The following is a 23,679-nucleotide window of genomic DNA, read 5'->3' as shown; positions in this document are numbered from 1 at the left end:
GGTTCGCCCAATGATGAACCTTGCCGAGTATCGTCGCCATAACCAGAGCCTCGCCGACTTCCTGCCGTGGGCGGCGCTCGTCGCCAAGGGCGTTGTTCTCAACAAGGATGGCTCCTTCCAGCGCACCGCACGCTTTCGCGGTCCAGACTTAGATTCTTCCACGCCTGCCGAGCTGGTGGCCATCACGTCGCGTCTCAATAACGCGTTGCGTCGCCTTGGTTCCGGCTGGGCCGTGTTCATTGAGGCCCAGCGTGTGCCGGCGCACAGGTATCCGTCAACTCAATTTCCGGATCCCGTTTCGGCGCTGGTCGATGCCGAGCGTCGAGCCCAATTCGAAGAAGAAGGCGCGCATTTCGAGAGCGGCTACTTCCTGACACTGCTCTGGCTGCCGCCCGCCGATGACGCGGCCCGCGCGGAAGCTTGGCTCTATGAGAACCGCGCCCAGGGCGCCGCCGACTGGCGTGCCACGCTCGAAGGCTTCGTCGACCGCACCGATCGCGTGCTCGCGCTGCTCGAAGGCTTCATGCCGGAATCGGATTGGCTCGATGACGCCGAGACCCTGACCTACCTGCATTCCTGCATCTCGACGCGGCGCCAGCGCGTGCGCGTGCCGGAAACGCCGATGTACCTCGACGCCATCCTGGTGGACGAGGACCTGACGGGTGGCCTCGAACCACGGCTCGGCCGCGCACATCTGCGCACGCTCACCATCATGGGCTTTCCATCACAGACCTGGCCGGGCCTGCTCGACGACCTCAATCGCCTGGCGTTTTCCTATCGCTGGGCGACACGCGCCATCTGCCTCGACAAGACCGACGCGGCCAAGCTCCTCGGCAAGATCCGCCGTCAGTGGTTCGCCAAGCGCAAGAGCATCATGGCGATCCTCAAGGAGGTGATGACCAACGAGGCGTCGGTGCTGATGGACTCCGACGCCGCCAACAAGGCGCTCGATGCCGACGCCGCTCTGCAAGAACTTGGCACCGACCTCGTCGGCGAGGCCTACGTCACCGCCACTGTTACCGTCTGGGACGATGATCCGCGGATCGCGGACGAGCGCCTTCGCCTGGTCGAGAAGGCCATTCAGGGCCGCGACTTCACCTGCATGCGCGAAGGCGTCAACGCGATCGAAGCCTGGCTTGGGTCTCTCCCAGGGCATGTCTACGCCAATGTCCGGCAGCCGCCGATCTCCACGCTCAACCTCGCGCACATAATGCCGTTTTCGGCGGTTTGGGCCGGGCCGGAACGGGACGAGCACTTCCAGGCGCCGCCGCTTCTCTTCGCCAAGACCGAGGGATCGACCCCGTTCCGCCTCAGCCTACATGTCGGGGATGTCGGCCACACCTTGATCGTCGGCCCGACGGGCGCCGGCAAGAGTGTGCTGCTCGCGTTGATGGCCTTGCAGTTCCGGCGCTATGCCGGTGCACAGGTCTTCGCCTTCGACTTCGGCGGCAGCATCCGGGCGGCGGCGCTCGCGATGGGCGGCGATTGGCACGATCTCGGCGGAGCGCTCTCCGACAGCGCCGCCGAGCCCGTCGCGCTCCAACCGCTCGCGCGGGTCGATGATCCCGGAGAGCGCGCGTGGGCCGCCGAATGGGTCGCGGCGCTCCTCGGTCGCGAGTCCGTCACCGTCACTCCGGAACTGAAGGAACACCTATGGTCAGCGCTGACTTCGCTTGCGTCCGCGCCTATCCAGGAGCGCACCATCACCGGGCTCTCGGTGCTCCTGCAATCAAATGCCCTGAAACAGGCGATCCAGCCCTACACCGTGGCAGGCCCCTGGGGACGACTGCTCGACGCGGAAACGGAGCGGCTCGGCGAAGCCGAAGTCCAGGCTTTCGAAACCGAAGGGTTGATCGGCGCGGGCGCGGCTCCAGCCGTCCTATCCTATCTCTTCCATCGCATCGAAGATCGCTTCGACGGCCGACCCACCTTGCTCATCGTCGACGAGGGTTGGCTCGCCCTCGACGATCCCGGCTTCGCCGGGCAATTGAGAGAGTGGCTGAAGACGCTTCGGAAAAAAAATGCCAGCGTCATCTTTGCCACGCAGTCGCTTGCCGACATCGACGGCAGTGCGATCGCACCAGCCATCATCGAGAGCTGCCCGACCCGCATCCTGCTTCCCAACGAGCGCGCGCTCGAGCCGCAGATCGCGGCGATCTACCAGCGCTTCGGTCTCAACGATCGCCAAATTGAGATTCTGAGCCGCGCGACGCCGAAGCGCGAATATTACTGCCAGTCGCGGCGCGGCAATCGCCTATTCGAACTCGGGCTGTCCGAAGTCGCGCTCGCCTTCACCGCCGCCTCGGCGAAATCCGATCAGACCGCCATCGAAGAGCTGCTCGCGGAACACGGCCGCGGCGGCTTCACCGCCGCCTGGCTGCGTCGAAAGGATCTCGACTGGGCAGCGGACATGCTCACCCACAACCAGGAGACCACGTCATGATCCGTCACCGCTTGCGCGCCTTGCTCATCGCAGGCGCCGCCGCTTTCACCATTACGGCCTTCGCCAGCGGACCGGCGCGTGCGCAATGGATCGTGTTCGATCCGACCAATTATGCGCAGAACATCCTGACCGCCGCGCGTGAGCTTCAGCAGGTCAACAATGAAATCCAGATGCTGGAGAACCAGGCGACGTCGCTGATCAATCAGGCGCGCAATCTCGCAAGCCTGCCGTACTCGTCGCTCACGCAGCTTCAGCAGCAGATCACCCAGACCCAGCAGCTCCTCGCGCAGGCGCAGCGCATCGCCTACAGCGTCTCAAGCATCGACCAGTCGTTCACGCAGACCTATCCGCAGGCCTATCCCAGCGGGACGTCGTCGCAGCAGCTTCTCACGGATGCGAAGAGTCGCTGGCAGAACGCACTCGCCGGGTTCCAAGATACGATGCGCGTGCAAGCCGGCGTTGTGAGCAATCTCAACACCACGCGGACGCAGATCAACGCTTTGGTGTCCTCCAGCCAGTCGGCGACCGGCGCGCTGCAGGCCGCACAGTCGGGCAATCAGCTCGTGGCGCTTCAGACCACGCAGCTTGCGGACCTGACCGCGCTGATGGCGTCGATCGCACGCGCGCAGAGCCTCGATGCCGCGCGGACCCTTGAGACGCAGGCGCAGGCACAAGCGCAGACACAGGCATTCCTCAACTACGGCGCTGGTTACCAAGCCGGCTCCGCGCAGATGTTCCATTGATGCGAACCCGGCTTCTCAATCTGCCTGCTGTCGGCCGGGCTGTCGGCTTTTTGCTTGTCGCCATCGCGATCGTCGCGGCGGCACTGCACTTCCACACATCGCCTCCACGCCTCGAGCCGCGTGCGATGGAGAAACACACGCCCGACTCGCTCGCCGAAGAGCTCAAGCGGTGTCAGCTCATCGCCGACCAGGCCAAGGACGATCCGGCCTGCGAGGCGGCCTGGGCTGAAAACCGCCGCCGCTTCTTCACCTATACGCCGGCCTCCGGACCGAAGAACCCGACTCCGGCTCCAGCCAAGAACACCGACAGGTAAGCATCATGGGCGGCACGGGAGTCATCGACAATTTCCTGGGCACCTTCACCCAGTATATCGATTCCGGCTTCGGCCTCGTTCAAGGTGACGTGCGCTGGCTCGCCAGCGTCCTCATCGCCATCGACATCACGCTGGCGGGGCTCTTCTGGGCGATGGCGCCCGACGAGGACGTGCTCGCGCGCCTGATCCGCAAGACGCTCTATATCGGCCTCTTCGCCTTCATCATCGGCAACTACAACAATCTCGCGCAGATCATCTACAACAGCTTCGCCGGCCTCGGGATCAAGGCCGGTGGCGGCACGATGAGCGCTGCGCAGCTCCTGCAGCCCGGCAAGATCGCCGAGGTCGGGATCGATGCCGGCAAGCCGATCCTCACCGCCATCTCCGGTATGATGGGCTTCACCAGCGTCTTCGCCAATCTGGTGCAGATCGTCATTCTTCTGGTCGCGTGGCTGATCGTCGTCATCAGCTTCTTCGTCATGGCGATCCAGCTCTTTGTGAGTTTGATCGAGTTCAAGCTGACGACGTTGGCCGGTTTCGTACTCGTGCCGTTCGGGCTCTTTGGCCGCACGGCCTTCCTCGCCGAACGGGTGCTGGGCAACGTGGTGTCCAGCGGGATCAAGATTCTCGTGCTCGCCGTCATCATCGGCATCGGCTCCACGATCTTCAATCAATTCACCAGCGGCTTCAACAATTCGCCGACCATTTCCGACGCGCTGACGCTGATCCTCGCAGCGCTCTCGCTCCTTGGCCTCACGATCTTCGGTCCAGGCATCGCCAATGGCCTGATCGCGGGCGGACCGCAGCTCGGCGCCGGCGCGGCTGTCGCGACAGGATTGGGAGCGGCCGGGATCGGAGCGGCCGGCATTGCGGCGACCGCCGGGGGTGTCGCCGCGGCCGGCGGCGCGATCGCCGGGACGGCGCGCGCGGGAGCCGCGGTCGCGGGCGGCGCCAGCGCCGCATATCGCGCGGGTGGGGCAGCGGGTGTCGCCCAAGCTGCCGGCTCAGTCGCCATGAGCCCACTGCGCCGCGCCGCCAGCAGCCTTCAAGAAAGCTTCGCCTCTGGCGAGCGTGCCGTCATGAGCGGCGGCGCGCGCTCGTCGTCATCCGCCGGCGCGTCCGCCGCGTCGGACAGCCCGCCAGCATGGGCCCAGCGCATGAAGCGCGGCCAGACCATCAACCGCGGCGTCACCGCCGCCGACCACGCAATCCGCTCCGGTGATCGGGCAAGCGGCGGGCATCAGGTCGATCTTTCCGAGGGGGAATAGCTCATGTTCCGACGATCGACCGTGCGCTATGGCAAGACGCCGGACGCGGAGACGCCATATCAAAAGGCCGGCCAGGTCTGGGACGAGCGGATTGGCTCCGCGCGCGTTCAGGCCAAGAACTGGCGCCTGGCTTTCTTCGGCGCACTCGTTCTCAGCGGTGGGCTCGCCGGCGGCCTGGTCTGGCAATCGGCCCGCGGCACCATCACGCCTTGGGTTGTGCAGGTTGACAAGCTCGGCCAGGCCCAGGCCGTCGCGCCCGCCACCGCGGACTACCAGCCGACCGACCCGCAGATCGCGTGGCACTTGGCGCGCTTCATCCAGGAAGTGCGCGGCATCCCCGCCGACCCCGTGGTGCTGCGTCAGAACTGGCTCGACGCCTACAACTACGTCACAGACAAGGGGGCGCTCGCGCTCAATGACTATGCGCGGACGAGCGATCCGTTTTCCAAGGTCGGCAAGAACCAGGTCTCCGTCGACGTCGCGAGCGTCATCCGCGCCTCCGACTCCAGCTTTCGCGTCGAATGGACGGAGCGTCATTACATCGACGGCGCGCTCGCCTCGACTGAGCGATGGAGCGCCATCCTCACCATCGCGCTGCAGATGCCGACCGACGCCGATCGGCTGAAGAAGAATCCGCTCGGCGTCTACGTCCACGCCCTCAATTGGTCAAAGGAGCTCGGCTGATGCGCCCGCTTGCGATCTCGTCGCTCTTACTTGCGTCTGTCTCCCTCGGCGCCTGCGCCACAGCCTGGAAACCGCCGCAGATCAGCTACGACAACACGCCGAAGCCCGCGGTGCTGCAGGCCGAGCCGCCCAAGCCCATTCAGATCGTCGAGGTGCCGAAGCCGTTGCCGCTGCCCGGACAACTCAAGCCGCTGCCCGGGAATACGAAGCGCGCTCCCGAACCTGCGGATCCGCATGCTCGCGTCGATCAGGCCAATGGCGCGGCCCGCGTCCAGCCGACACGGGCAGGCTATCTCAACGCTATCCAGGTCTACCCCTTTTCCGATGGCGCGCTGTATCAGGTCTATGCCGCGCCGGGCCAAATCACCGACATCGCGCTCGAGCCGGGCGAGCAGTTGACGGGCTCAGGGCCCGTCGCTGCCGGAGATACCGTGCGGTGGATCATCGGCGACACCGAGAGCGGCGCCGGGCCAGCCAAACGTGTCCACATCCTGGTGAAGCCCACCCGTGCGGATCTCATCACCAACCTTGTCATCAATACAGACCGTCGGACCTATCACCTCGAGCTGCATTCCGACGACAAGACGTATATGGCGTCGGTCTCTTGGGCTTATGCGCAGGATCAGCTCATCGCGCTGCGCCAGCAGAATGCGGCCGCCGAGGCCGCTGCCCCCGTCGCAACCGGCGTCGACATCAATGCACTGAACTTCCGCTATCGCATCGAGGGCGATACTCCGCCGTGGCGGCCGCTGCGCGCCTTCGATGACGGCCGGCAGGTGTTCATCGAATTCCCGACCGGCATCTCACAGGGTGAGTTGCCACCGCTCTGGGTGATCGGCGCGGAAGGCGACGGCCAGCTCGTCAACTACCGTGTCCGCGGCAATCACATGATCGTCGACCGCCTGTTCGCTGCGGCGGAGCTGAAGCTCGGCGGCAAGCACCAGGAGCTGGTGCGCATCGTCCGCACCGATGGGAGGCCGCGGTGACGGACGAAGCCAGGGATGACGTGGGGCCGAGCGCGGCCGCACGTCCGGCTGAGGAGATGCGCTTGCGCGCCAAGCGACCGCCGGTAACCCGGCTGTCCCGCAAGGTCCTGCTTGGCGTCGGTGCCGCCGCGGCCATTGGCATTGGAGGCGCACTGCTCTTCGCCTTGAAGCCGCAGCACCAGACAACCGGCGCCGAACTCTTCAACACCAACAACCGCAACACGCCAGATGGTCTCGCGAACCTGCCGCGCGATTATACGGGGCTGCCAAAGCCCGTGCCACAGCTTGGACCGCCGCTGCCCGGCGATCTCGGCAAGCCCATCCTCAACGCCGGCGCGCCTTCGCCCAGCATGCCAATGCCGGGACCGACACCGGAGGAGCAACGGCTCGCTCAGGAGATGGAAGCCGCCCGCACCAGTCATCTCTTCGCGACAACGAACGTCGTCGCGCCGAGCATGCCGATCGCGCCATCTCCAACGGCTCTCTCGCCGGGACTGACGCCGGCGAGCACATCGTCTGATCTCACGTCGCAAGATCACAAACTCGCATTCCTCAATGGCAACATCGACCGCAGAACAACGAGCCCCGATCGCGTCCAGCCGCCAGCAAGCCCCTATGTATTGCAGGCAGGCGCCGTAATTCCGGCATCGCTGATCACAGGCCTGCGGTCCGATCTGCCCGGACAGGTTACCGCGCAGGTGACCGAGGACGTCTACGACAGTCCGACGGGCAAGACCTTATTGATTCCGCAGGGGTCGCGCCTCGTCGGCCAGTATGATGCGCAGATCGCATTTGGCCAGTCGCGCGCCTTGCTCGTCTGGAACCGCCTCATCATGCCGAACGGCAAGTCGATCGTGCTCGAACGCCAGCCCGGCGCCGACACCGAAGGCTATGCCGGGCTTGAGGACGAGGTCGACAACCATTGGGGCATGCTGTTCAAGGCTGCGATCCTCTCCACCATCTTGTCCGTCGGCGCCGAGGCTGGAACGAGCAATAGTGAAAACAACCTTGCCCAGGCGATCCGGATGGGCGCGTCGCAGAGCTTCAACCAGGCTGGCGAACAGATCGTAGGCCGCTCCCTCAATATCCAGCCGACGATCACAATCCGGCCGGGCTTCCCCGTGCGGGTCATGGTCACACACGACCTGGTCCTCGAACCCTACAAAGGCTAGGTGCCCGATGAGCAAACTCAAACTAAGCGCATTGGAAGACGACAAACCGGTGAAGATGACGATCGAGCTGCCGGCGGCCGTTCATCGTGACCTCCAGGCCTATGCCGAAGCGCTCTCCCACGAGACCAACCAGAGCGGTATCGAGCCCGCCAAGCTGATTCCACCGATGCTGGCGCGCTTCATGGCGACGGACCGAGCCTTCCGAAAGACCCGCCGGACCTCGTCGTCGCAGAAGACATCGTGATGACGTGCCGAGGCTGCCTCTGCTAAAGCAGCCCGCGATCCTTCGCTTCATCGCGCATAAACGCGACAAACCGTCCTACAACGGGTTCTTCGCATTCAGGAAGCCACACGAGATTCACACAAAATGATGCGTTCGCCTCCGAAATCGGCCTGAAGACCACGTCAGGAAATCCGAGCTCGGCTTGGCTCTCTGCCGCGAGCGTCACGCCAAAGCCCGCTGCCACAAACGCGAGAATATATTGCTTGCTGGCGGCGTGCGATTGAAAGTCTACGTTCCTGCCAAGAAGCGAGGCGAAGAATTCGCGCTGCGCCTGACTTTCGCCCCAGCCTTCGACAAGAACCGTCTCGCCCGACAATTCCTTCCAACCAAGCGCCTTACGCCTCGCCAGGGAATGTTTCGCGGGAAGCGCCGCCATCAGCCGCTCACTATAGATGGGCAGCATCGCCGCATGCGGCCACAACGCGAAGCTCGGGACAAACGCGGCGTCAAGTCGTCGATCGGCCAGCGCGGCGGCGATCTCCCGTTCATGCATCTCGAATTGCACCACCGAAACACCAGGGTATCGTCCGTGCCAGCACCGCAACAAGTCCCCCAGAGGCTTTCCGATCGGCGGCATTCGTAGGCCCAGACGAATCTCGCCCGTCGTGCCAAGGCCGTTGTGATGACCTGCGGCCTTCACGGCATCGACTTCAGCGAGGACACGTCTAATGTGCCGCATGACCGTCTGTCCGCTCGGCGTGAGCCGCACACCGGCACGGTTGCGCTCGAAGAGGGTGAGGCCAAGCTCATCCTCAAGCCGTGCGATACGCCGACTGATCGTCGACGCATGCAGCCCGAGCACGAGCGCTGCACGCGCAAAGTTTCCTGCATCCACCGCCGCCGTCACAAACTGGAGGTCGGCGAGGTCCATGTCATAAGACCGCGGCGTGACGATCCTGCAAATTGATCGCGACCACCGCTATCATTGCGCGCCTTGCAGCTCGGATTCGTTGGCTTCTTCTTCTGCAGTTCCTTCTCGCGCCGGTGTCCCATCAGCGGTGCCGGCACCGTTCAGGATCGGATATGCCAGCGCTGCGATGTGCGAGTGAACGCGCCGGAGGTCTCTGACAATGCGCAGAAACTGACCGCCATCTTCGGCGACACGAGCGACTCCCTCGCCAGCATCCGCTCGCGCCGTGGTGGCCGCGACCCGCAGCAACTGCACATGGAGCGCGGTCGCACGCGCCTCCAGTCGCCGCAGAGCGCTCTTTCGCGAGATGAGCCGGTTCGCCTCGGCGGGATCACGGGTCAGAAACACTGCAAGCCCCATGTGGAGGCTTTCCAGGATTTCGGCATTCATCGAAACGATGAGATCGCGTTCGTCCTTCGCAAACGGCCTCCCCCGCTTGATCCGTTTGACCACGAATTCGATGAGGTTGTTGGCGACGACATCGCCAACGTGCTCGAGATTGATGACGGCTGACAATATCTCCTGGACCCGGGCGCCTTCGCTATCGTCATGCAACGGCTGCTCATTTCCGAGATCTGCCAGATAGCTGCGTATCGCGGCTCCAAGACGGTCGACAGACCGATCCATCCGGCTGATCGCGGTGGCGCGCCGAGGATCGTCTTGTTGGAACACCTCCGAAGCGCCCTTCAACATTGCTTCGACCATGTCGCCCATGCGAAGCGTCTCGCGCGCGGCATTCGCCAACGCGACGGTCGCCGCCCCTAATCCTGCCTCCTCCAAGTAGATTGGTTTTCCGGGATCATCAGGCGCCGGCGGGTCGGGAAGTACGCGGACGAGCAGCCGGGCCAGCCAATGAGACGGCCCGATAAACACCGCTGCAAGGATCAGGTTGAACGCGGTGTGGAAGTTCACCACGATCCGCCCCGGCGCAGGATCGATGTGGGCGAGAAGCGGCACGCATATTGCCAGCAACGGAAGCGTCACGACCGCGCCCACGATTCGAACCAGGCAGTTGCCGAGCGGAAGACGACGAGCAACCGGTGAACCCGCCTCAAAGAGTGCGGGCAATGTGCCGCCGATGTTGGCGCCGACAACGAACGCCAGCGCGCCGATCGGCGAAACGGTCTGACTCGCAGTCAGCGACACGATAAGAAGCACGACCGCCACGCTGGAATGACAAGCCCAGGTGAGCAGCGTTGCCACCAACACCGCAAGGAGAGGCTCGTTGCCGATTGCAGCGAGAACGTTTTTCAGCAAAGGCGCGTTCTCGATTGGCGCAAACTCATGCGCCATCCCCGACAAGGCCAGCAACATCAGTCCCAGCCCGATCGCGATTCGCCCGGCATTGCGCAGCCGATCATCGTCGAACGAGCGGAAAGCCATGACCCCGAGCAGGACCAAAGGAGGGCCGACGACACCGGCGTCGAACGACAGCACCTGCGTAACCAGCGTGGTTCCGACGTTGGCGCCCAGCATCACCACCAAGGCGGGCCCGAGCCCGATAAGACCGTTCGCCGTAAATGCGGAGGCCATGAGACCCGTCGCGGTGCTGCTTTGCAGAAGCGCCGTAATGCCGACGCCGGCAAGAAACGCCCGCCACCGCCGCGTCAGATTGTGCTCCAGCCATATCCGAAGGACATGGCCGAAGCCCCGCTGGACGCCGGTCGTCACCATATGAGTGCCCCAAAGGAGCAATCCGACGTAGCCGGCGAGTTCGAATAGAACGACGGTCCCGGTCATCAGAACCATCCCCCGTCATCTGGCAAGTACACGCGGTCCATGGCTCAGAACTCCGCGTGAAGACGGCCAGAAAAGACCGACACCGGACCGCGGTCGGCGTTGTATGCAGGGTTGACGATCAGTTGGTAGTCGGCGGTGAAGGTGAGCCCGTTCCCGATCGCCAGCGCGTAATAGCTTTCGAAAATCCGCTCGGTGCTGTAGTTCAGCGCCCCATCACCGATCAGGAGTCCGTTTCCACCAGCGGCAAGGAAGTCGCGATGGGCCGCAGACAGCCCATTGATGGCCCCACCGATCCCGACGGTATCGTTCGGCCGACCCCAAGGATTGCCCTTGATCGAAACGCCGCCTGACACGCTTCGGTCAATGTCGGTGAACGACAGCGTCTCGTTTTGCCCATCGTTCCAGCTCACGCGACCGAAAACGCCGATCCCAGGCGCAATCTGCTGCTCCAAATTCGCGTAGAAGCCGTATTTCGGATTCACGTGGCGAATACTCGCCATCACCGTATTGATGTCTTGCGTGGAATCCTGGCTCTCGATTGCCAGGGCCTGGCGGTAGTTGCCCATGACACCCTGGGTGCCAAAGACGCCGAGCCGCAGTTTTCCAGGCTGGCCCGCGATGGCGTAACGCTGCTCGAACTCCACCACGGCGCCGCCCGTGTTGAATTTCAAGACATCGCTGTTGGGCTCGGACGGCACCTGAACGAATGCCGCGCGGACTGCCCAGTCCTTCTTATTCAATTCGACGATTGCGCCGCGCGTGTATCCGGGGAGATCCGCCGGGAAATCGTAAGCCGCGGACGACCACAGCGCCCAGTTCATGAAATCGGCGCGAGGATCGTGCGCATAGGTGTTGTTGTCAAAGAAATCGCCGATGGCAAAGCGTCCGACGATCACCGTGATGCGATCGATATCACGTTTGCCCGCGAGCTGGTTGGGACCGTCGGCGACGTCCTCTTGTTCGCCGCCGAGGCCAAAGGTCTGCTTGAAGTAATAGCGTTGCGGCCGAATCTTCGGGAATGCGGCTCCAGCCTTTTGTGCTTCGCCGTTCGGGAAGCCCGCCAGACCCAATGTCCCATTCAGGCCGAATCCCTGCGCCAGTTCGGGATTGAAATAGAACTCGCCGCCCTGCCACAGCCGGACGCCGATGAAGGCGGTCGTCGTCCACGTCTCGCGGACCTCGCCGCCTCCCGGCAAGCTGTTCGCACCCGCATAGGGGGAGCGGAAGCTTGGATATCCCTGCGCAATCACTGTCGTTTGCGCATGGACGTTCCAGTCACTCGAATCCGGCAAGCGTGGCGTCGCGCTCTGTGAGCCGGACGCCGCCCACGGCAGATCGTTGAAGTGGTAGTTCAGCCCGATTTTGGCGAGGTAAAGCCCGGGGGCAAGACGGGCGTTCGGCAGATCGAAGCGGCCCAGATCATAAGTAGCCGCAGAAAGATTCACATAGTCGTACTCGACTTTCGCCGTCCAATTGCCGCTCAACGCGAATTCCGCACCGAGGCCTGCGGTCCAGCCCGTCTGATAGCGGCCGAGTTGCGCACCGCTGCCGTCGTTGACCTCGATATGACCATGCCCCCAGGCGAAGCCACCCGTGACATAGGGCATCCACCGATCAAATGCGTAACCCACTCGGCCGCGCGCGGTGCCTACGTAGTCGACCGTAGAATTGAACGGCGCCGGCGCCAACGCCGGCTCGTCGGTCGGGCTCGTGAACGACGCGTCGGCTTCAACACCGAGCACCAGATGATTGTCGAGTTGCCGGTTATAGCCGACCTGAAAACCACCAATGAGGCCGGTCGGACTATGAGGCAGGAAGACGCCCTGCTCAGGCTTGGGGCGGGAGTCATCGCCCAAGCGGCCGCCACCGTAGCCGAAGTGACCACCGACATAAAAGCCGGTCCAGTCATAAACCCTCTTCATTTCGGCCTCGCTGGGCGGCCGATCCGCTTTGGTCCGAACATCAAGACGCCGTTCCGTGCCCAAGCGGTCGGCGCCGGCCGGAATCTCCTGGGCGTGCGCGTTTCCCGCGCCTGTCGCGGCGACAAGCAGCAGAACGGGGAAGCAGGCGCGCGCCGACAGACCGCGTCGACCGAACCGCGGTTCACGGCCGTAATTCCGTACAGGCGCATCCTTCTTGCGAACTTCAATTTCATCACAGATCATCAGCAGCTCCACTGATCACGGGACGAGCAAGCCATCTCGTGATCGACGTGAGGCCGCTCTATTTTCGGGGTATTGGGGGGCTGCGTGAGTATTCACTCACGCAGCAACTAGGAGGTTCGGGCATGGTTGATTCCTTTCGATTTGGTACGCAAAGTTTGCTCACCAGCGATCTGTTCTAAAACGCTCCCGCTGCCGCAGGCGGATACTTTGCCGATTGACCTGCGCCGCCATGCGCAAAAGCGCCTTTGCTTGCGCAACGGGAATCAAGCGCTCCCGCGCGAGTTGAAAGGCAGTGCGGGCGAGCCAATGGGCAACCGCCGCCAACAGCCCGCCGACCCGCAGACGGACAGCAACTCGAAGTGCGGCGCTTGAGCGTCCCCGCGTTTTCACGATGTCCCGTCGCCGCTCGGTCACCAACCGGCTGCCGAATGCGCTTCTTTCGCCATGAAAGAATTCAGCTCGCTTTCTCATTTGCATTGCACGTCTCCTCAGTAGACTTCGCTGCTGGCCGACCGAGCCAGGTCAGTTGGACTCACCCCACATTGCGCTTCGACGGCGGGCTCGCTCGGACTTCCAAATGCGCCACGACCTCCTCGAGAGGCGCGACGAAAGGCGAAACGCCGCGAACGCGCCACGCCTGTTCAGAAACCCCTCCCGCACAAGAATGCGCGCGACCCTCACAACCCAGATCGCACCGAACAGGCAGGCCCGTTCTTCCAAGTGGCGCGCGATTGACCGCGGAGAGCGCATCAGCGCTTCCCGCCGGTTTCGTTGCGACCGAGCCTTTGCCGGATTCGCACGTGGCTCTGGTCCACCCATGCGAGAGCGGATCGCGCAAACGGGCCTTTCGGCACGTGTTTGAGAACAAGGACCTCCACTTTCCCGAGCCACCAGAGCTGCAGCCGAACGCTGATAGGCCGCTCCCGATGCTGGATCTTGCGGGTCATCATGGCTGCCTCCGCCAAACAGAGCCGATAAGCTCACGACCTCCAGCCCAACAGAGCCGTCGCGCTCTCTGAGGGCCGCAAGCGTGCAGGCGCGCAACCACAGCTCCGGATCGGCAAACGGGGCGAAACCCGATACAAGCCGGTCCCAGATTGTTGGTCGGCGCCGGCCAGACGCCGCAGTCGTCGAGTGAGGCCGCAGCGATGTGGAATGACGTATGCACATGCTCCCCCCTTCACCGGCCGATGAGCGAAAGCTGCACGATCCGCACGAGGACAAGCCCGCCGGCCAAGATCAGATAGCCGCGCAAGACCAGCATCCAGAGACGAGTCATCGGCGTCATCCGAGCTGACGGAAGCTCATCCAGCGGCGGCATGCGGTACGTCGCGCGCACCATCTCGTTCTTCGCGCTGGCCGGCTCTTCGCGGTGGATGAAGAGGAAGGCGACAGCGACGGCGAGCGTGAATACGCCTCCGATCCCGAGTATCGCGAGAATCGTGCTCTCGCTCATGTTTGGATACAGCACCGATGCGGTCAGGATGATTGACAGCATCACGAGGACACCGACGACGGCGCCGGTGAACAGGTTCATCCACCGCCCATTGATCCACGGACCCAGAACGGCTTTGTCGTTGCAAAGCAGCAGCAGGAACACGGTGGCGCTCGGTAGCAACACGCCGGCCAGAGTCTGCACGGCGTTGGTCAGCAGGCCGAGCGGCATGCCGGGGGTCAAAACCAGCGCAGCAGCCAACGTAACGAGGCCGCCATAGACCGCATAGAAGCCCTTGGCGTCCTGGGGCTTGCGATGCAGCGAATGCCGCAGCGACAGCACATCGCCTATCGCGTAGGCCGTCGACAGCGAGACCGCCATCGCGCCGATCACGCTGGCATCGAGCAGCGCAAGGGCGAAGAAGACGCCAGCCGTCTTCCCGACATAGGCGCCAAGCCCGGCAGCCACGGCTCCGGCGTCCTGGAAATTCCCGAACTCCGGACGACCTGCGAACGTCGCTGCGGTGAACGCCATCATCGCCACTGCGCCGATGACGACCAGCACAATGCCAAGGACGAGATCGATGCGCCCGTAGCTCAGAAAGCGCGTCGTGATGCGCTTGTCGATCACATAGCTCTGCTGGAAGAAGAGCTGCCAGGGCGCGACCGTTGTCCCGACAATGGCAATGATCAGGAGCATCACCTCGCTCAGCTTCCCGCCTTCAGGAAACTGCGGCACGACGAGATCATGGGCGATCTGGCTGACCGGGGGATGAACCCAGACGAGCACCGGCACCAACAGAAGACTGCCGAAAACGAGAAACAGCGAAAATCTTTCGAATCGCCGGAAATTGCCCGTCCCAGCCGCGGCGATAATGACGGCCGCTGCGGCAATGACGCCTACGCCTCGCGGAAGCCCGAGGTACTCGAGCGCCAGACTGATTCCGATGAACTCGGTGACGATGGTCAGAGCATTCAGCAAGAAAAGGTCGACAACGCTGAAGGCGCCCCAGAACTTGCCAAACCGTTCGAGAATGAGCCGCGCGTGGCCGACGCCCGTCACCGAGCCGAGCCGCAAAACCATTTCCTGGTTCACGTACAGGACGGGAATGAGCAGGATGAGCGTCCACAACAGCGAGGTGCCATAGTTCTGGCCCGCCTGCGTGTAGGTGCCGAAGGCGCCGGCATCGTTGTCACCGACCATGACGATCAGGCCCGGTCCAAGGATTGCCAGCAGCGTCATCAAACGAGCACGCCAACCGTTCCTGGGACCCGTATCGTTCTTCTTGATTGTGCCGAGCGCGCCTTTGATGTCGCCGATATGCGCTTCATCCAGCACAGCGTGACGCACGGGAGTATCGAGGTTAGACAGCATGATTAACCGCCTTTGAAATGGCGTTGACTTGAGGGTTCTTGCGTTGGAGCGGTCGTGCGGGTCGACCTGTCGCGCACGACACGCGATCGCGCTCAGTCCGGTGACAGAAACCACCGGCATTCGAGGCGCCCTCCCGCCGTCAGTCGCCAACGGGCTGTCAACCGCGGGCGCCTGCGCTTGAAAGAGAGAACCGAGCAGTTCGCTGGAGAAGTGACGCCTTGCGGACGCACACTGGAAAACTGGAAGGTCATTTTTTGCCTCCTGATGCCTGGGCTCAGGAGGCGGCACGCATCAAAGCAGCGCGAAGTGGATCGCGCGGCCCTCGACAATCGTGTCGTCGCCCTGAGCGTAGCCGAGCTGCAGCGAAACGAGAGCAGACGTCGAGCGTCTACTGTCGCATTCGTCGGCCAGACTGCTAGGTCGCGGGTTCATAGCGATCCCTTGCTGTGCCAATGGAAAATCCAGCCCACCATAGGCTGGACCTTGGCGCGTGAAATCGTTGCCGGTCTTCACAGCGCCACGGTTTTGATATATACCCAAGGGGGTATATTGCAACTATACCCGGGTATACGAAATGGGCAGATCGCACGTCGTTGCCGAGAAGCAGCGACTCCTTAACCGTGTCCGCCGCTTGCGCGGCCAGGTCGACGCATTAGAGCGGGCTCTCATCACCGACGAAGCCTGTGACGACGTCATGCGCCTGGTCACTGCAACCCGCGGAGCGATCAACGGAATCATGGCGGAAGTTATCAACGGCCACATCCGCACCCACATGGTCGACCCCAACCGCGCGCCCAGCCAGAGCGAGCGAAACGCCGCGGACGAGTTGGTCAGTGTCCTGCGAACATATCTTAGGTGATGTAATGATGCCGCCCCACGCCAAAGCTCAGGGCGTTGACGAGCCGAACGCGCCCGCACACCCGAACCGTGCGCGCCGCTTTGCTCGGCCATGGGCATACTTTGTCTCCCGCCTGGACCCGCGACCACAGGCCCTCTTCTCGCCGATGCTACCGATCTTCACGGCAGCACTCGCCATCGCCATCTTCATTTTCGACACGGTCACACCCTACGAGATCGCGGCCGCGAGCCTCCAGGTCGTGGTCGTCCTCCTGTCCCTGCGCTTTTGCCGGAAGCAAGGCGTCATCTTCGTGTCGCTAGGCTGTGCCGCGCTCAGCATCCTCAGCGCCGTACTTACCATCGTGAGCTATGTTCCAACCGCCGGGAGCACCTTCAGTCTCGGTGTCATCAACACGTCGATCAGTCTGACTGCGATCGCAGCAACTGCTTACCTCGCGCTGGCTACCGAGACCGCCCGCCAGACGGCTGAACGCGCGCAAGCGCACCTCGCCCACGTGGCTCGTCGGACAACACTTGGCGAGCTTTCCGCCTCAATCGCTCACGAGCTGAACCAACCCCTGACGGCGGTCATCACGAATGCGAATGCCGCCACACGCTGGATCCGCAGTGAGCCGCCAAATCCGCAGAAGGTCACGAGTTCGATCGAAAGCATCGTCGAAGACGCACGGCGCGCGAGTGAGATTATCGCTCGAATTAGAGCCCTGACCACACGCGCTGAACCCCAAAACGCATGGGTCGACATCAACGCGGTGATACAAGAGGTGCTTGTCCTCATCCAGTCTCAGTTGAACGAAAACCGCATCGTGGTCCGAGCTGAACTTAACAACGGCCTGCCGAGCGTCTTCGGTGACCGAATCCAATTACAGCAAGTCGTTCTCAACCTCATCGTCAACGCCATCGACGCAATCGGTGCTGCGCAAGCAGACCTCCGAGAAATTCGCATTAAATCCCGCAAGACACGGCCGAGTGGCGTCGAGGTCAGCATTGAGGACACCGGCGGCGGACTGACTACGACTGATGTCAATCAGATCTTCGATGCATTCTTTTCGACGAAGACCGGAGGCATGGGCATCGGTCTCTCGATCTGCCGCTCGATCATTGAAGCTCATCATGGCCGCATCTGGGCCGAAAAGGGCGAGCCTTCAGGAGCCACCTTCCACTTCACGCTGCCTGGGACTCAGGAGGCAAACCAATGAACCTCGGCGCTCCAGCCACCCGCACTCAGAAATCAACCGTGGCGATCGTGGATGACGATCCGTCCGTCCGGAAAGCCATTAGCAATCTATGTGAATCCGAAGGGTTCGACGTCGTGGCGTTCTCCTCTACGGCCGAATTCTTGCGCTGGTCGATTCCGGAGACACCCGTCTGCATGGTCTTGGACGTCCGCATGCCGGGCGAAAACGGGCTGAATTTTCAAGTCGAGTTAGCGAAGTCTCACGCTGAAATTCCGATCGTGTTTGTCACGGCGCACGGTGACATTCCGATGTCTGTCCGCGCCATGAAGGCTGGCGCCATCGAATTCCTGACAAAGCCGTTCAGGGATCAGGACCTCCTCGACGCCATCAACGGCGGCTTGGCGAAAAGTCGTATGCGCCGTAACGCGCTCGAGATGAATGCCGAATTGGAAGCTCGATACCAATCGCTGTCCAATCGCGAGCGAGAGGTGATGGATCTGATTACAAAGGGTCAACTCACGAAGCAGATTGCGGCAACACTCAACCTTAGCGAAATCACCGTTAAGGTCTGCCGCCGGCAAATCATGACGAAGATGCAGGCGAATTCCATGCTCGACCTCGGACGCATGTCAGAGAAACTGGAAAGGATGAGAAGCGGACCTGCGGAGCACCGGTAGAAGAAGCCACGCTCGGATCGCTGCTGCTCGATATACCCGAGGATAGTTGTGCGACGAGCTGATTTGTCGCAACGCTCTATCGGAGTCGTACCTCCGAGAAGAAAAGGGCGGAGATCGTGCCCCACACCGCCACGTTAGGACATAGGGCCCAAGCGATCCTGGCGGTGTTCGCACAGCTCCACAAGAGCGCCGGCGATACTCTGAGATACGACGAGATCACCGATTATATTGGCGACGCTCACGTCCGAAAACTCGGTCAGCAAGAGCTGACTCGCGAAGGCCTCGTTGTTGAACACCAATATACGCTTGAACTCACCTCGACCGGCCGAGCGGCGATCACCTCGCTATTCGGGCCGAGCGGCCGACTCGCTCCCAGGCTTTTGAACGGGATCGAAACAACGACGATCAACAACCATAAGATCAAGGCTTGGCCACGAGAACCTGACAATCCGAGCATCCGCTACGTCGTGAAGCGCTTTGCGTTAAAGCTCGCAATACTTCTCGTCTTTGCCCTTGCGCAAATACCGTCGCGATGGGGTTTCGGTTACGCCTTCGTCGCTTTGACGGCGTTATCGGGCATGATCTGCATTGGTCTGGCGCTCGTGCGTCGTGAGGCCTGGACGCTCGCGCGCCTGAACTACTGGCACGAAGCCGTCGCGTTTCTTGCTCTTGCATTGAGCGGCTGGACTACGATGCGCTGAACACCGGCGAATCCGCGCGGCGGACGGCCAAAGCGCCACGCCGAATATACCCGAGTATATTCTTCAGACACTTTTCGAGCGAAGAACGCCTCCGGGTATAAGTAGCGCAAACAACGATCGCACTCTATAGACACAGCAAATCTGCTTGGCGGGACTCGTCTATCCTCGCTTGAGCAGTTCTAGGAAACCGAACGATGCCGAACGACGGTAGTCGACAGCTTACGCCGCCACGGACGTTTCGCCGAGCCTAGACAAGAGCTCGCTCGTGACGGCCGGCACGGCTGACACGAGGGCGCCATGGTCTTTCTTTCCAGGAGTGACGGCAAACACCGCCATTTCGATAGGAGCTTGGCGCCTCGTCTCGCCGGGCCAAGTTGGGCAGACCTCGCCGCCATCGCCCTTGTGGTAGTCATCGCATTGCTCGTCATTGTCGGGGTTGGCCAAATGCGCCAACCGCTGACGGCTCTCAATGCCGCGCCCGTCGACCTTCAGCTCCTGCACCTTCCTGAATATGCGCTTCTCTCGACCCTGCGCATGTTCGGGGCACTTGCGGCATCTCTGATATTCACTCTGACTGTTGCGACCCTCGCAGCAAAAAGCCGCAAAGCCGAACTGATCATCGTTCCTGCTCTCGACATTCTACAGTCGGTTCCGGTGCTCGGCTTTCTGACGTTCACCGTCATGTTCTTCATGAACTTATTTCCTGGGCGCCAGCTTGGGGTCGAGTGCGCCGCGATTTTTGCGATCTTCACAAGCCAAGCCTGGAACATGGCGTTCAGCTTCTACCAGTCGCTTCGCACGGTCCCGAAGGATCTCGACGAGGTGAGCCGGCAGTTTGGCTTTTCGTCCTGGCGCAGATTTGTGCGCCTCGAGCTTCCGTTCGCCATGCCAGGTCTGGTCTGGAACGCCATGATGTCGATGTCGGGAGGATGGTTCTTCGTTGTCGCCTCGGAAGCGATCGCGGTTGGCAACACGACGATCGCATTGCCCGGTATCGGCTCCTGGTTGGCGCTCGCAATTGAGCGGAAAGATTTCGGCGCTGTCGCCTGGGCAGTCTTCGCAATGGCCGTCGTCATCGTCCTCTACGACCAGCTCATATTCCGACCAATCGTCGCTTGGGCTGACAAGTTCAGATTCGAGCAAACCGCGTCGCGTGAACGACCGCGCTCCTGGGTATACGACCTCGCACGCCGCACGCGCCTTCTGCCGTCGATCATCGAGCTTCTGCTGGTGGCTGGCCGAAGCCTGAGTGCGCTGAGCTGGTCGGCCCCACCTGGACGTCAAACGCTCCGCGCCAACAAACACATCATTCGTGTCCCCGACGGCCTCTGGATCGGTTTCATCGCCGTGGTCTGCTCCGGCGCATCGCTCTGGCTGCTGCGCTTTATTTCGACATCCCTGACAGCGGCGGACATCATATCAATTGTTGGCCTGGGCTTCGCGACCTTGGTTCGTGTCGCCGTCCTCATTGCGATCGCCAGCATCATTTGGGTGCCGATAGGCGTCTGGATCGGATTACGCCCGGCCTGGTCCGAGCGCCTTCAACCCGTCGCCCAATTCCTGGCCGCCTTCCCGGCCAATGTGCTGTTTCCCTTCGCGGTCGTGATCATCATCGGGCTGAGGCTTGATCCGAACATCTGGCTTTCGCCGCTCATGATTCTGGGCACGCAATGGTACATTCTCTTCAATGTCATTGCTGGAGCTAGCGCACTTCCTAACGATCTGAGGGAAGCGGCGCGGACGTTTAACATGCGCGGCCTGCAATGGTGGCGCCAAGTCGCCTTGCCCGGCATTTTTCCCTACTTCGTGACCGGCGCGCTCACAGCGTCAGGCGGGTCGTGGAACGCCAGCATCGTCGCCGAATCCGTTTCCTGGGGCGACAAACGTCTGCAGGCCACTGGTCTCGGCTCCTTCATCGCCGACGCGACCGCTGCTGGCGACTTGCCGCGGGTCGCCGTCGGCATCGTCGTGATGTCGGCCTTCGTCGTCACCCTCAATCGCACGCTTTGGCGCCCACTCTATCGGTACGCCGAGCGCCGGCTGCGGTTCGATTAAGAGGAGGATCAGTTCATGGTTGTCATTGAGAGCCGCAATTTAGTCGAAGTGCAGAAAGTCCGCCAGGTCTACGGAAAGTCCGGGGGACCCGATTTCCTGGTCCTCGACGACGTTGATCTCACCCTCAAAGAGAATGAAATCGTCGGGCTGCTCGGCCGATCCGGCTCCGGCAAATCGACGCTGCTCCGGTCCATTGCCGGCCTCGTGACGCCGACACAGGGCGTCATTGAGTTTCCCAAAATCGAAGACGGACAGCGCGCCACCGTTTCGATGGTATTTCAAACCTTCGCGCTTTTTCCATGGCTCACGGTCTTACAGAACGTTGAAGTCGGCCTCGAGGCGAAGAACGTGCCCCCGACTGACCGACGCAAGCGCGCGTTGGCGGCGATCGACCTCATCGGCTTGGACGGTTTCGAAAGCGCTTATCCGAAAGAGCTGTCGGGCGGCATGCGCCAACGCGTCGGCTTGGCGCGAGCATTGGTTGTCGATCCGGACATCCTGCTCATGGACGAACCATTCTCTGCCCTTGACGTGCTAACCGCGGAAACGCTGCGCACGGATCTTCTCGACCTTTGGTCCGAAGGGCGCATGCCAATCAAATCGATCCTGATCGTCACCCACAATATCGAAGAGGCGGTGCTGATGTGTGACCGCATCTTGCTCTTTTCCTCAAATCCCGGACGCGTCATCGGCGAAATCAAGGTGGAGATTCCGCAGCCACGCAACCGACAGGACCCGACCTTCCGTGCGCTGGTCGAACAGATCTACGTCCGCATGACGCAAAAGAACGACGACAGTCAACCCCGAGACGGCCTCTTTCCGGGATCCGGCATAGGGATGGCTCTTCCTGTTGTTTCGACGAATGCGTTGGCCGGTCTGATCGAGGCCATAAATGCAGAACCCAATAACGGCCGAGCCGATCTGCCCGAACTTGCGAGCGGTCTCCTCTATGAGACCGACGATCTATTTCCGATAGCAGAGGTTCTGCAGTTGCTCCGCTTCGCCGAATTGGTAGGTGGGGACATCAAACTTCTTCCGGCGGGCAAACGCTATGCACTGGCCGATGTCGATGAACGCAAGAAGATCTTTGCGCAGCAGCTTCTCAGTTATGTGCCCCTGGCCGCACACATCCGGCGCGTCCTCGACGATCGCCCAAGTCACAAATCCCAAGCCCGGCGTTTTCACGACGAGCTCGAAGACTTCATGTCCGAAAGCTACGCCAGCCGAACACTTAAGGCAGTGACGCAATGGGCGCGATACGCGGAGGTCTTTGCCTACCACGAAACCACCGATCTGTTCAGTCTCGATGACCCAACTTAGACGAAAACCGACCAGACACCGAAAGCAACACAGAGTCGCGCCTTGAATTTGGCGACGCATCCCGCACTTTGGGAGCATGTTATGACCAGCTATATCCGTATTGCGCGCAACTTAGCGACCGGCACTAGGCAAGCGCTATTTTCGTTCTTTGAGCCACAGTTACGCACGCTCTGTACAGCTCAGGTCAACACCCCGAATACAGTTCCACAACGGTGCGCGCGCGACGGTTTCGATTCCGCCCAGCGACTGGCGCGGTCCTCCCTTGGATCAGATTTCTACGACCGCGAGCCACCAAGACGTTCCGGCAACACGGGCCGGCGCGCCCGAGCAGGCCGTCGCCCCGTCCGATTACAGCTTTGGCTGGCAGGCGTCGTGCTGGCGAGTGCGGACCGTCTCTGTCATGCAACGCTGTGGCTGTACCGTCGCCGCTTGGTCGACGCACGCTTTACCAAGGCAACACTCCGCGCCTCGCATCGCATTCGCGCCTGGGGATTCAAGCTTGCATTTCGATGAGGCGCCGCAAGGCGGAAAGCTGCCATCTTGTGCGAGGTCATCATGGTTTCCAGGCCTGGTATTGGCACGCACGGCAATCTCGACCGCTCTTCTCGCGCAGGCGGTTCGCATACAGCCACACAATATACCTCGGTATACGACTCGGTGCCCTCGGGAGGGCTAGCTAAATCGCGGGAAGGAATTGAAATCAATGCAACCCTATGAACGGTGGCACTCGACAGTTCATAGGCTCTCTGAACGTTTGAGGCTGCTCGATATATGAGCAATCCGATAAACAATTCCAGCGGTCGGCGGGATGTCCCCGCAAACGATCGCCGCAACTCTCCGCGCCGGCGCACACTCCTCGCAGGCCGAATAATTTTCAATCAGCAATCCTCGGTCATCAATTGCATGGTGCGAAATGTTTCGGAGTCCGGCGCCCGTCTCGAAGTCGAGCCCTCGATCCACATCCCGGACAAGTTTGAGCTGGACGTACCGAGTGCCGGCATAACGATGTCATGCCGCATAATCTGGCGCCGCGGGAATCTCGCCGGAGTTTCAAGAGAATGAGCACGCCTAAAGTGGTCTGATACGGGCGAGCAGGTAAGAGCGCCTCATCCCTCAGCGCCTGCGCATTCTCAGCAAGCCAGCGCAACAAGATGAAAGCGATCGCGATAGGGATTCGACAGTGAGTGCTACGCAAATAACGCTTGTTGCAAATCTTTTCACCATGATCGTCGTCGTTATTGCCGCCATAAAGCGCCCGATTCCAAGTTACATTGCCTTGGCTACATTGTCCGTCATCGTCTCGATTGTATGTGGGTACGAGGTAATTACGGGAAAGGCCACGATATTTGCGACGTTGGCTACCTTCGCTCTGGTTA

At 61.8% G+C, this 23,679-nt stretch carries 23 protein-coding genes; 16 read left to right on the top strand and 7 right to left on the bottom strand.

Going from position 1 to position 23,679, the window contains the following annotated elements:
• The first annotated feature begins 10 nt into the window (after positions 1-10).
• Genes trbE through ACVIJ6_RS13315 form a run of 8 tightly spaced genes read left to right on the top strand, consistent with a single transcriptional unit; the run spans position 11 to position 7,854 of the window.
• Positions 11-2,443, top strand: coding sequence for a conjugal transfer protein TrbE (trbE, locus tag ACVIJ6_RS13350; RefSeq protein ID WP_168073754.1), 2,433 nt, complete (start codon positions 11-13; stop codon positions 2,441-2,443).
• The gene (gene trbJ, locus ACVIJ6_RS13345; RefSeq protein WP_168073756.1) at positions 2,440-3,186 is read left to right on the top strand and encodes a P-type conjugative transfer protein TrbJ; all 747 of its coding nucleotides are present in this window, start codon (positions 2,440-2,442) and stop codon (positions 3,184-3,186) included. Before trbE ends, trbJ begins: the two co-directional genes overlap by 4 nt.
• Positions 3,186-3,500, top strand: coding sequence for a putative entry exclusion protein TrbK-alt (trbK-alt, locus tag ACVIJ6_RS13340; protein WP_168073758.1), 315 nt, complete (start codon positions 3,186-3,188; stop codon positions 3,498-3,500). Before trbJ ends, trbK-alt begins: the two co-directional genes overlap by 1 nt.
• Positions 3,501-3,505: 5 nt before the next feature.
• Complete coding sequence (trbL, locus tag ACVIJ6_RS13335; protein WP_456773087.1) at positions 3,506-4,768, top strand: P-type conjugative transfer protein TrbL; 1,263 nt, start codon at positions 3,506-3,508, stop codon at positions 4,766-4,768.
• A gap of 3 nt (positions 4,769-4,771) precedes the next feature.
• On the top strand, positions 4,772-5,452 hold the full coding sequence (gene trbF, locus ACVIJ6_RS13330; RefSeq protein ID WP_012047200.1) for a conjugal transfer protein TrbF: 681 nt from the start codon (positions 4,772-4,774) through the stop codon (positions 5,450-5,452).
• Positions 5,452-6,438 carry a P-type conjugative transfer protein TrbG gene (gene trbG / locus ACVIJ6_RS13325; RefSeq protein ID WP_012047201.1) on the top strand — a complete coding sequence of 329 codons (987 nt, stop codon included), beginning with the start codon at positions 5,452-5,454 and terminating at the stop codon, positions 6,436-6,438. The genes trbF and trbG overlap by 1 nt, the downstream gene beginning before the upstream one ends.
• Positions 6,435-7,610, top strand: coding sequence for a TrbI/VirB10 family protein (locus tag ACVIJ6_RS13320; RefSeq protein WP_456773086.1), 1,176 nt, complete (start codon positions 6,435-6,437; stop codon positions 7,608-7,610). Before trbG ends, ACVIJ6_RS13320 begins: the two co-directional genes overlap by 4 nt.
• A gap of 7 nt (positions 7,611-7,617) precedes the next feature.
• The gene (locus ACVIJ6_RS13315; protein ID WP_041751096.1) at positions 7,618-7,854 is read left to right on the top strand and encodes a DUF2274 domain-containing protein; all 237 of its coding nucleotides are present in this window, start codon (positions 7,618-7,620) and stop codon (positions 7,852-7,854) included.
• Between the two features lie 22 nt (positions 7,855-7,876).
• Here ACVIJ6_RS13315 and ACVIJ6_RS13310 read toward each other — a convergent pair whose 3' ends face one another.
• The 7 genes from ACVIJ6_RS13310 to ACVIJ6_RS13280 form a co-directional block, all read right to left on the bottom strand.
• A complete protein-coding gene (locus tag ACVIJ6_RS13310) occupies positions 7,877-8,764 on the bottom strand; it encodes a LysR family transcriptional regulator (RefSeq protein ID WP_012047204.1) in 888 nt (295 codons plus the stop codon).
• Between the two features lie 51 nt (positions 8,765-8,815).
• Positions 8,816-10,543, bottom strand: coding sequence for a Na/Pi cotransporter family protein (locus tag ACVIJ6_RS13305; RefSeq protein ID WP_206677307.1), 1,728 nt, complete (start codon positions 10,541-10,543; stop codon positions 8,816-8,818).
• A gap of 44 nt (positions 10,544-10,587) precedes the next feature.
• A complete protein-coding gene (locus tag ACVIJ6_RS13300) occupies positions 10,588-12,708 on the bottom strand; it encodes a carbohydrate porin (RefSeq protein WP_206677308.1) in 2,121 nt (706 codons plus the stop codon).
• Between the two features lie 159 nt (positions 12,709-12,867).
• On the bottom strand, positions 12,868-13,185 hold the full coding sequence (locus ACVIJ6_RS13295) for a hypothetical protein (protein WP_168073764.1): 318 nt from the start codon (positions 13,183-13,185) through the stop codon (positions 12,868-12,870).
• A gap of 272 nt (positions 13,186-13,457) precedes the next feature.
• Positions 13,458-13,658, bottom strand: coding sequence for a hypothetical protein (locus ACVIJ6_RS13290; RefSeq protein WP_041751098.1), 201 nt, complete (start codon positions 13,656-13,658; stop codon positions 13,458-13,460).
• 230 nt (positions 13,659-13,888) lie between these two features.
• Positions 13,889-15,517: an NRAMP family divalent metal transporter gene (locus tag ACVIJ6_RS13285; RefSeq protein ID WP_168073766.1), complete on the bottom strand. Its 1,629-nt coding sequence runs from the start codon at positions 15,515-15,517 to the stop codon at positions 13,889-13,891.
• 291 nt (positions 15,518-15,808) lie between these two features.
• Complete coding sequence (locus ACVIJ6_RS13280) at positions 15,809-16,030, bottom strand: hypothetical protein (protein ID WP_206677309.1); 222 nt, start codon at positions 16,028-16,030, stop codon at positions 15,809-15,811.
• A 61-nt stretch (positions 16,031-16,091) separates the two neighbouring features.
• Here ACVIJ6_RS13280 and ACVIJ6_RS13275 point away from each other — a divergent pair, with 61 nt between their 5' ends.
• From ACVIJ6_RS13275 to ACVIJ6_RS13240, 8 genes are all read left to right on the top strand, one after another.
• A complete protein-coding gene (locus ACVIJ6_RS13275; RefSeq protein ID WP_168073768.1) occupies positions 16,092-16,376 on the top strand; it encodes a metal/formaldehyde-sensitive transcriptional repressor in 285 nt (94 codons plus the stop codon).
• 7 nt (positions 16,377-16,383) lie between these two features.
• Positions 16,384-17,571: a sensor histidine kinase gene (locus ACVIJ6_RS13270; protein WP_456773085.1), complete on the top strand. Its 1,188-nt coding sequence runs from the start codon at positions 16,384-16,386 to the stop codon at positions 17,569-17,571.
• Positions 17,568-18,227, top strand: coding sequence for a response regulator transcription factor (locus ACVIJ6_RS13265; protein ID WP_456773084.1), 660 nt, complete (start codon positions 17,568-17,570; stop codon positions 18,225-18,227). The genes ACVIJ6_RS13270 and ACVIJ6_RS13265 overlap by 4 nt, the downstream gene beginning before the upstream one ends.
• A 164-nt stretch (positions 18,228-18,391) precedes the next feature.
• Positions 18,392-18,928 (top strand): hypothetical protein, encoded by a 537-nt coding sequence (locus ACVIJ6_RS13260; protein ID WP_456773083.1) that lies wholly within the window; start codon positions 18,392-18,394, stop codon positions 18,926-18,928.
• Between the two features lie 297 nt (positions 18,929-19,225).
• A complete protein-coding gene (locus ACVIJ6_RS13255) occupies positions 19,226-20,983 on the top strand; it encodes an ABC transporter permease (protein ID WP_416641797.1) in 1,758 nt (585 codons plus the stop codon).
• Positions 20,984-20,998: 15 nt separating this feature from the next.
• A complete protein-coding gene (locus ACVIJ6_RS13250; protein ID WP_168073776.1) occupies positions 20,999-22,303 on the top strand; it encodes an ABC transporter ATP-binding protein in 1,305 nt (434 codons plus the stop codon).
• Positions 22,304-22,384: 81 nt separating this feature from the next.
• Positions 22,385-22,816, top strand: coding sequence for a hypothetical protein (locus ACVIJ6_RS13245; RefSeq protein WP_434953688.1), 432 nt, complete (start codon positions 22,385-22,387; stop codon positions 22,814-22,816).
• A gap of 258 nt (positions 22,817-23,074) precedes the next feature.
• Positions 23,075-23,365: a PilZ domain-containing protein gene (locus ACVIJ6_RS13240; RefSeq protein ID WP_168073778.1), complete on the top strand. Its 291-nt coding sequence runs from the start codon at positions 23,075-23,077 to the stop codon at positions 23,363-23,365.
• Positions 23,366-23,679 lie beyond the last annotated feature (314 nt).

The sequence above is a fragment of the Bradyrhizobium sp. USDA 4369 genome (assembly GCF_054056435.1).
The sequence above is the reverse complement of the archived record's forward strand: the minus strand, read 5'-3'. Positions and strand labels throughout refer to the sequence as shown.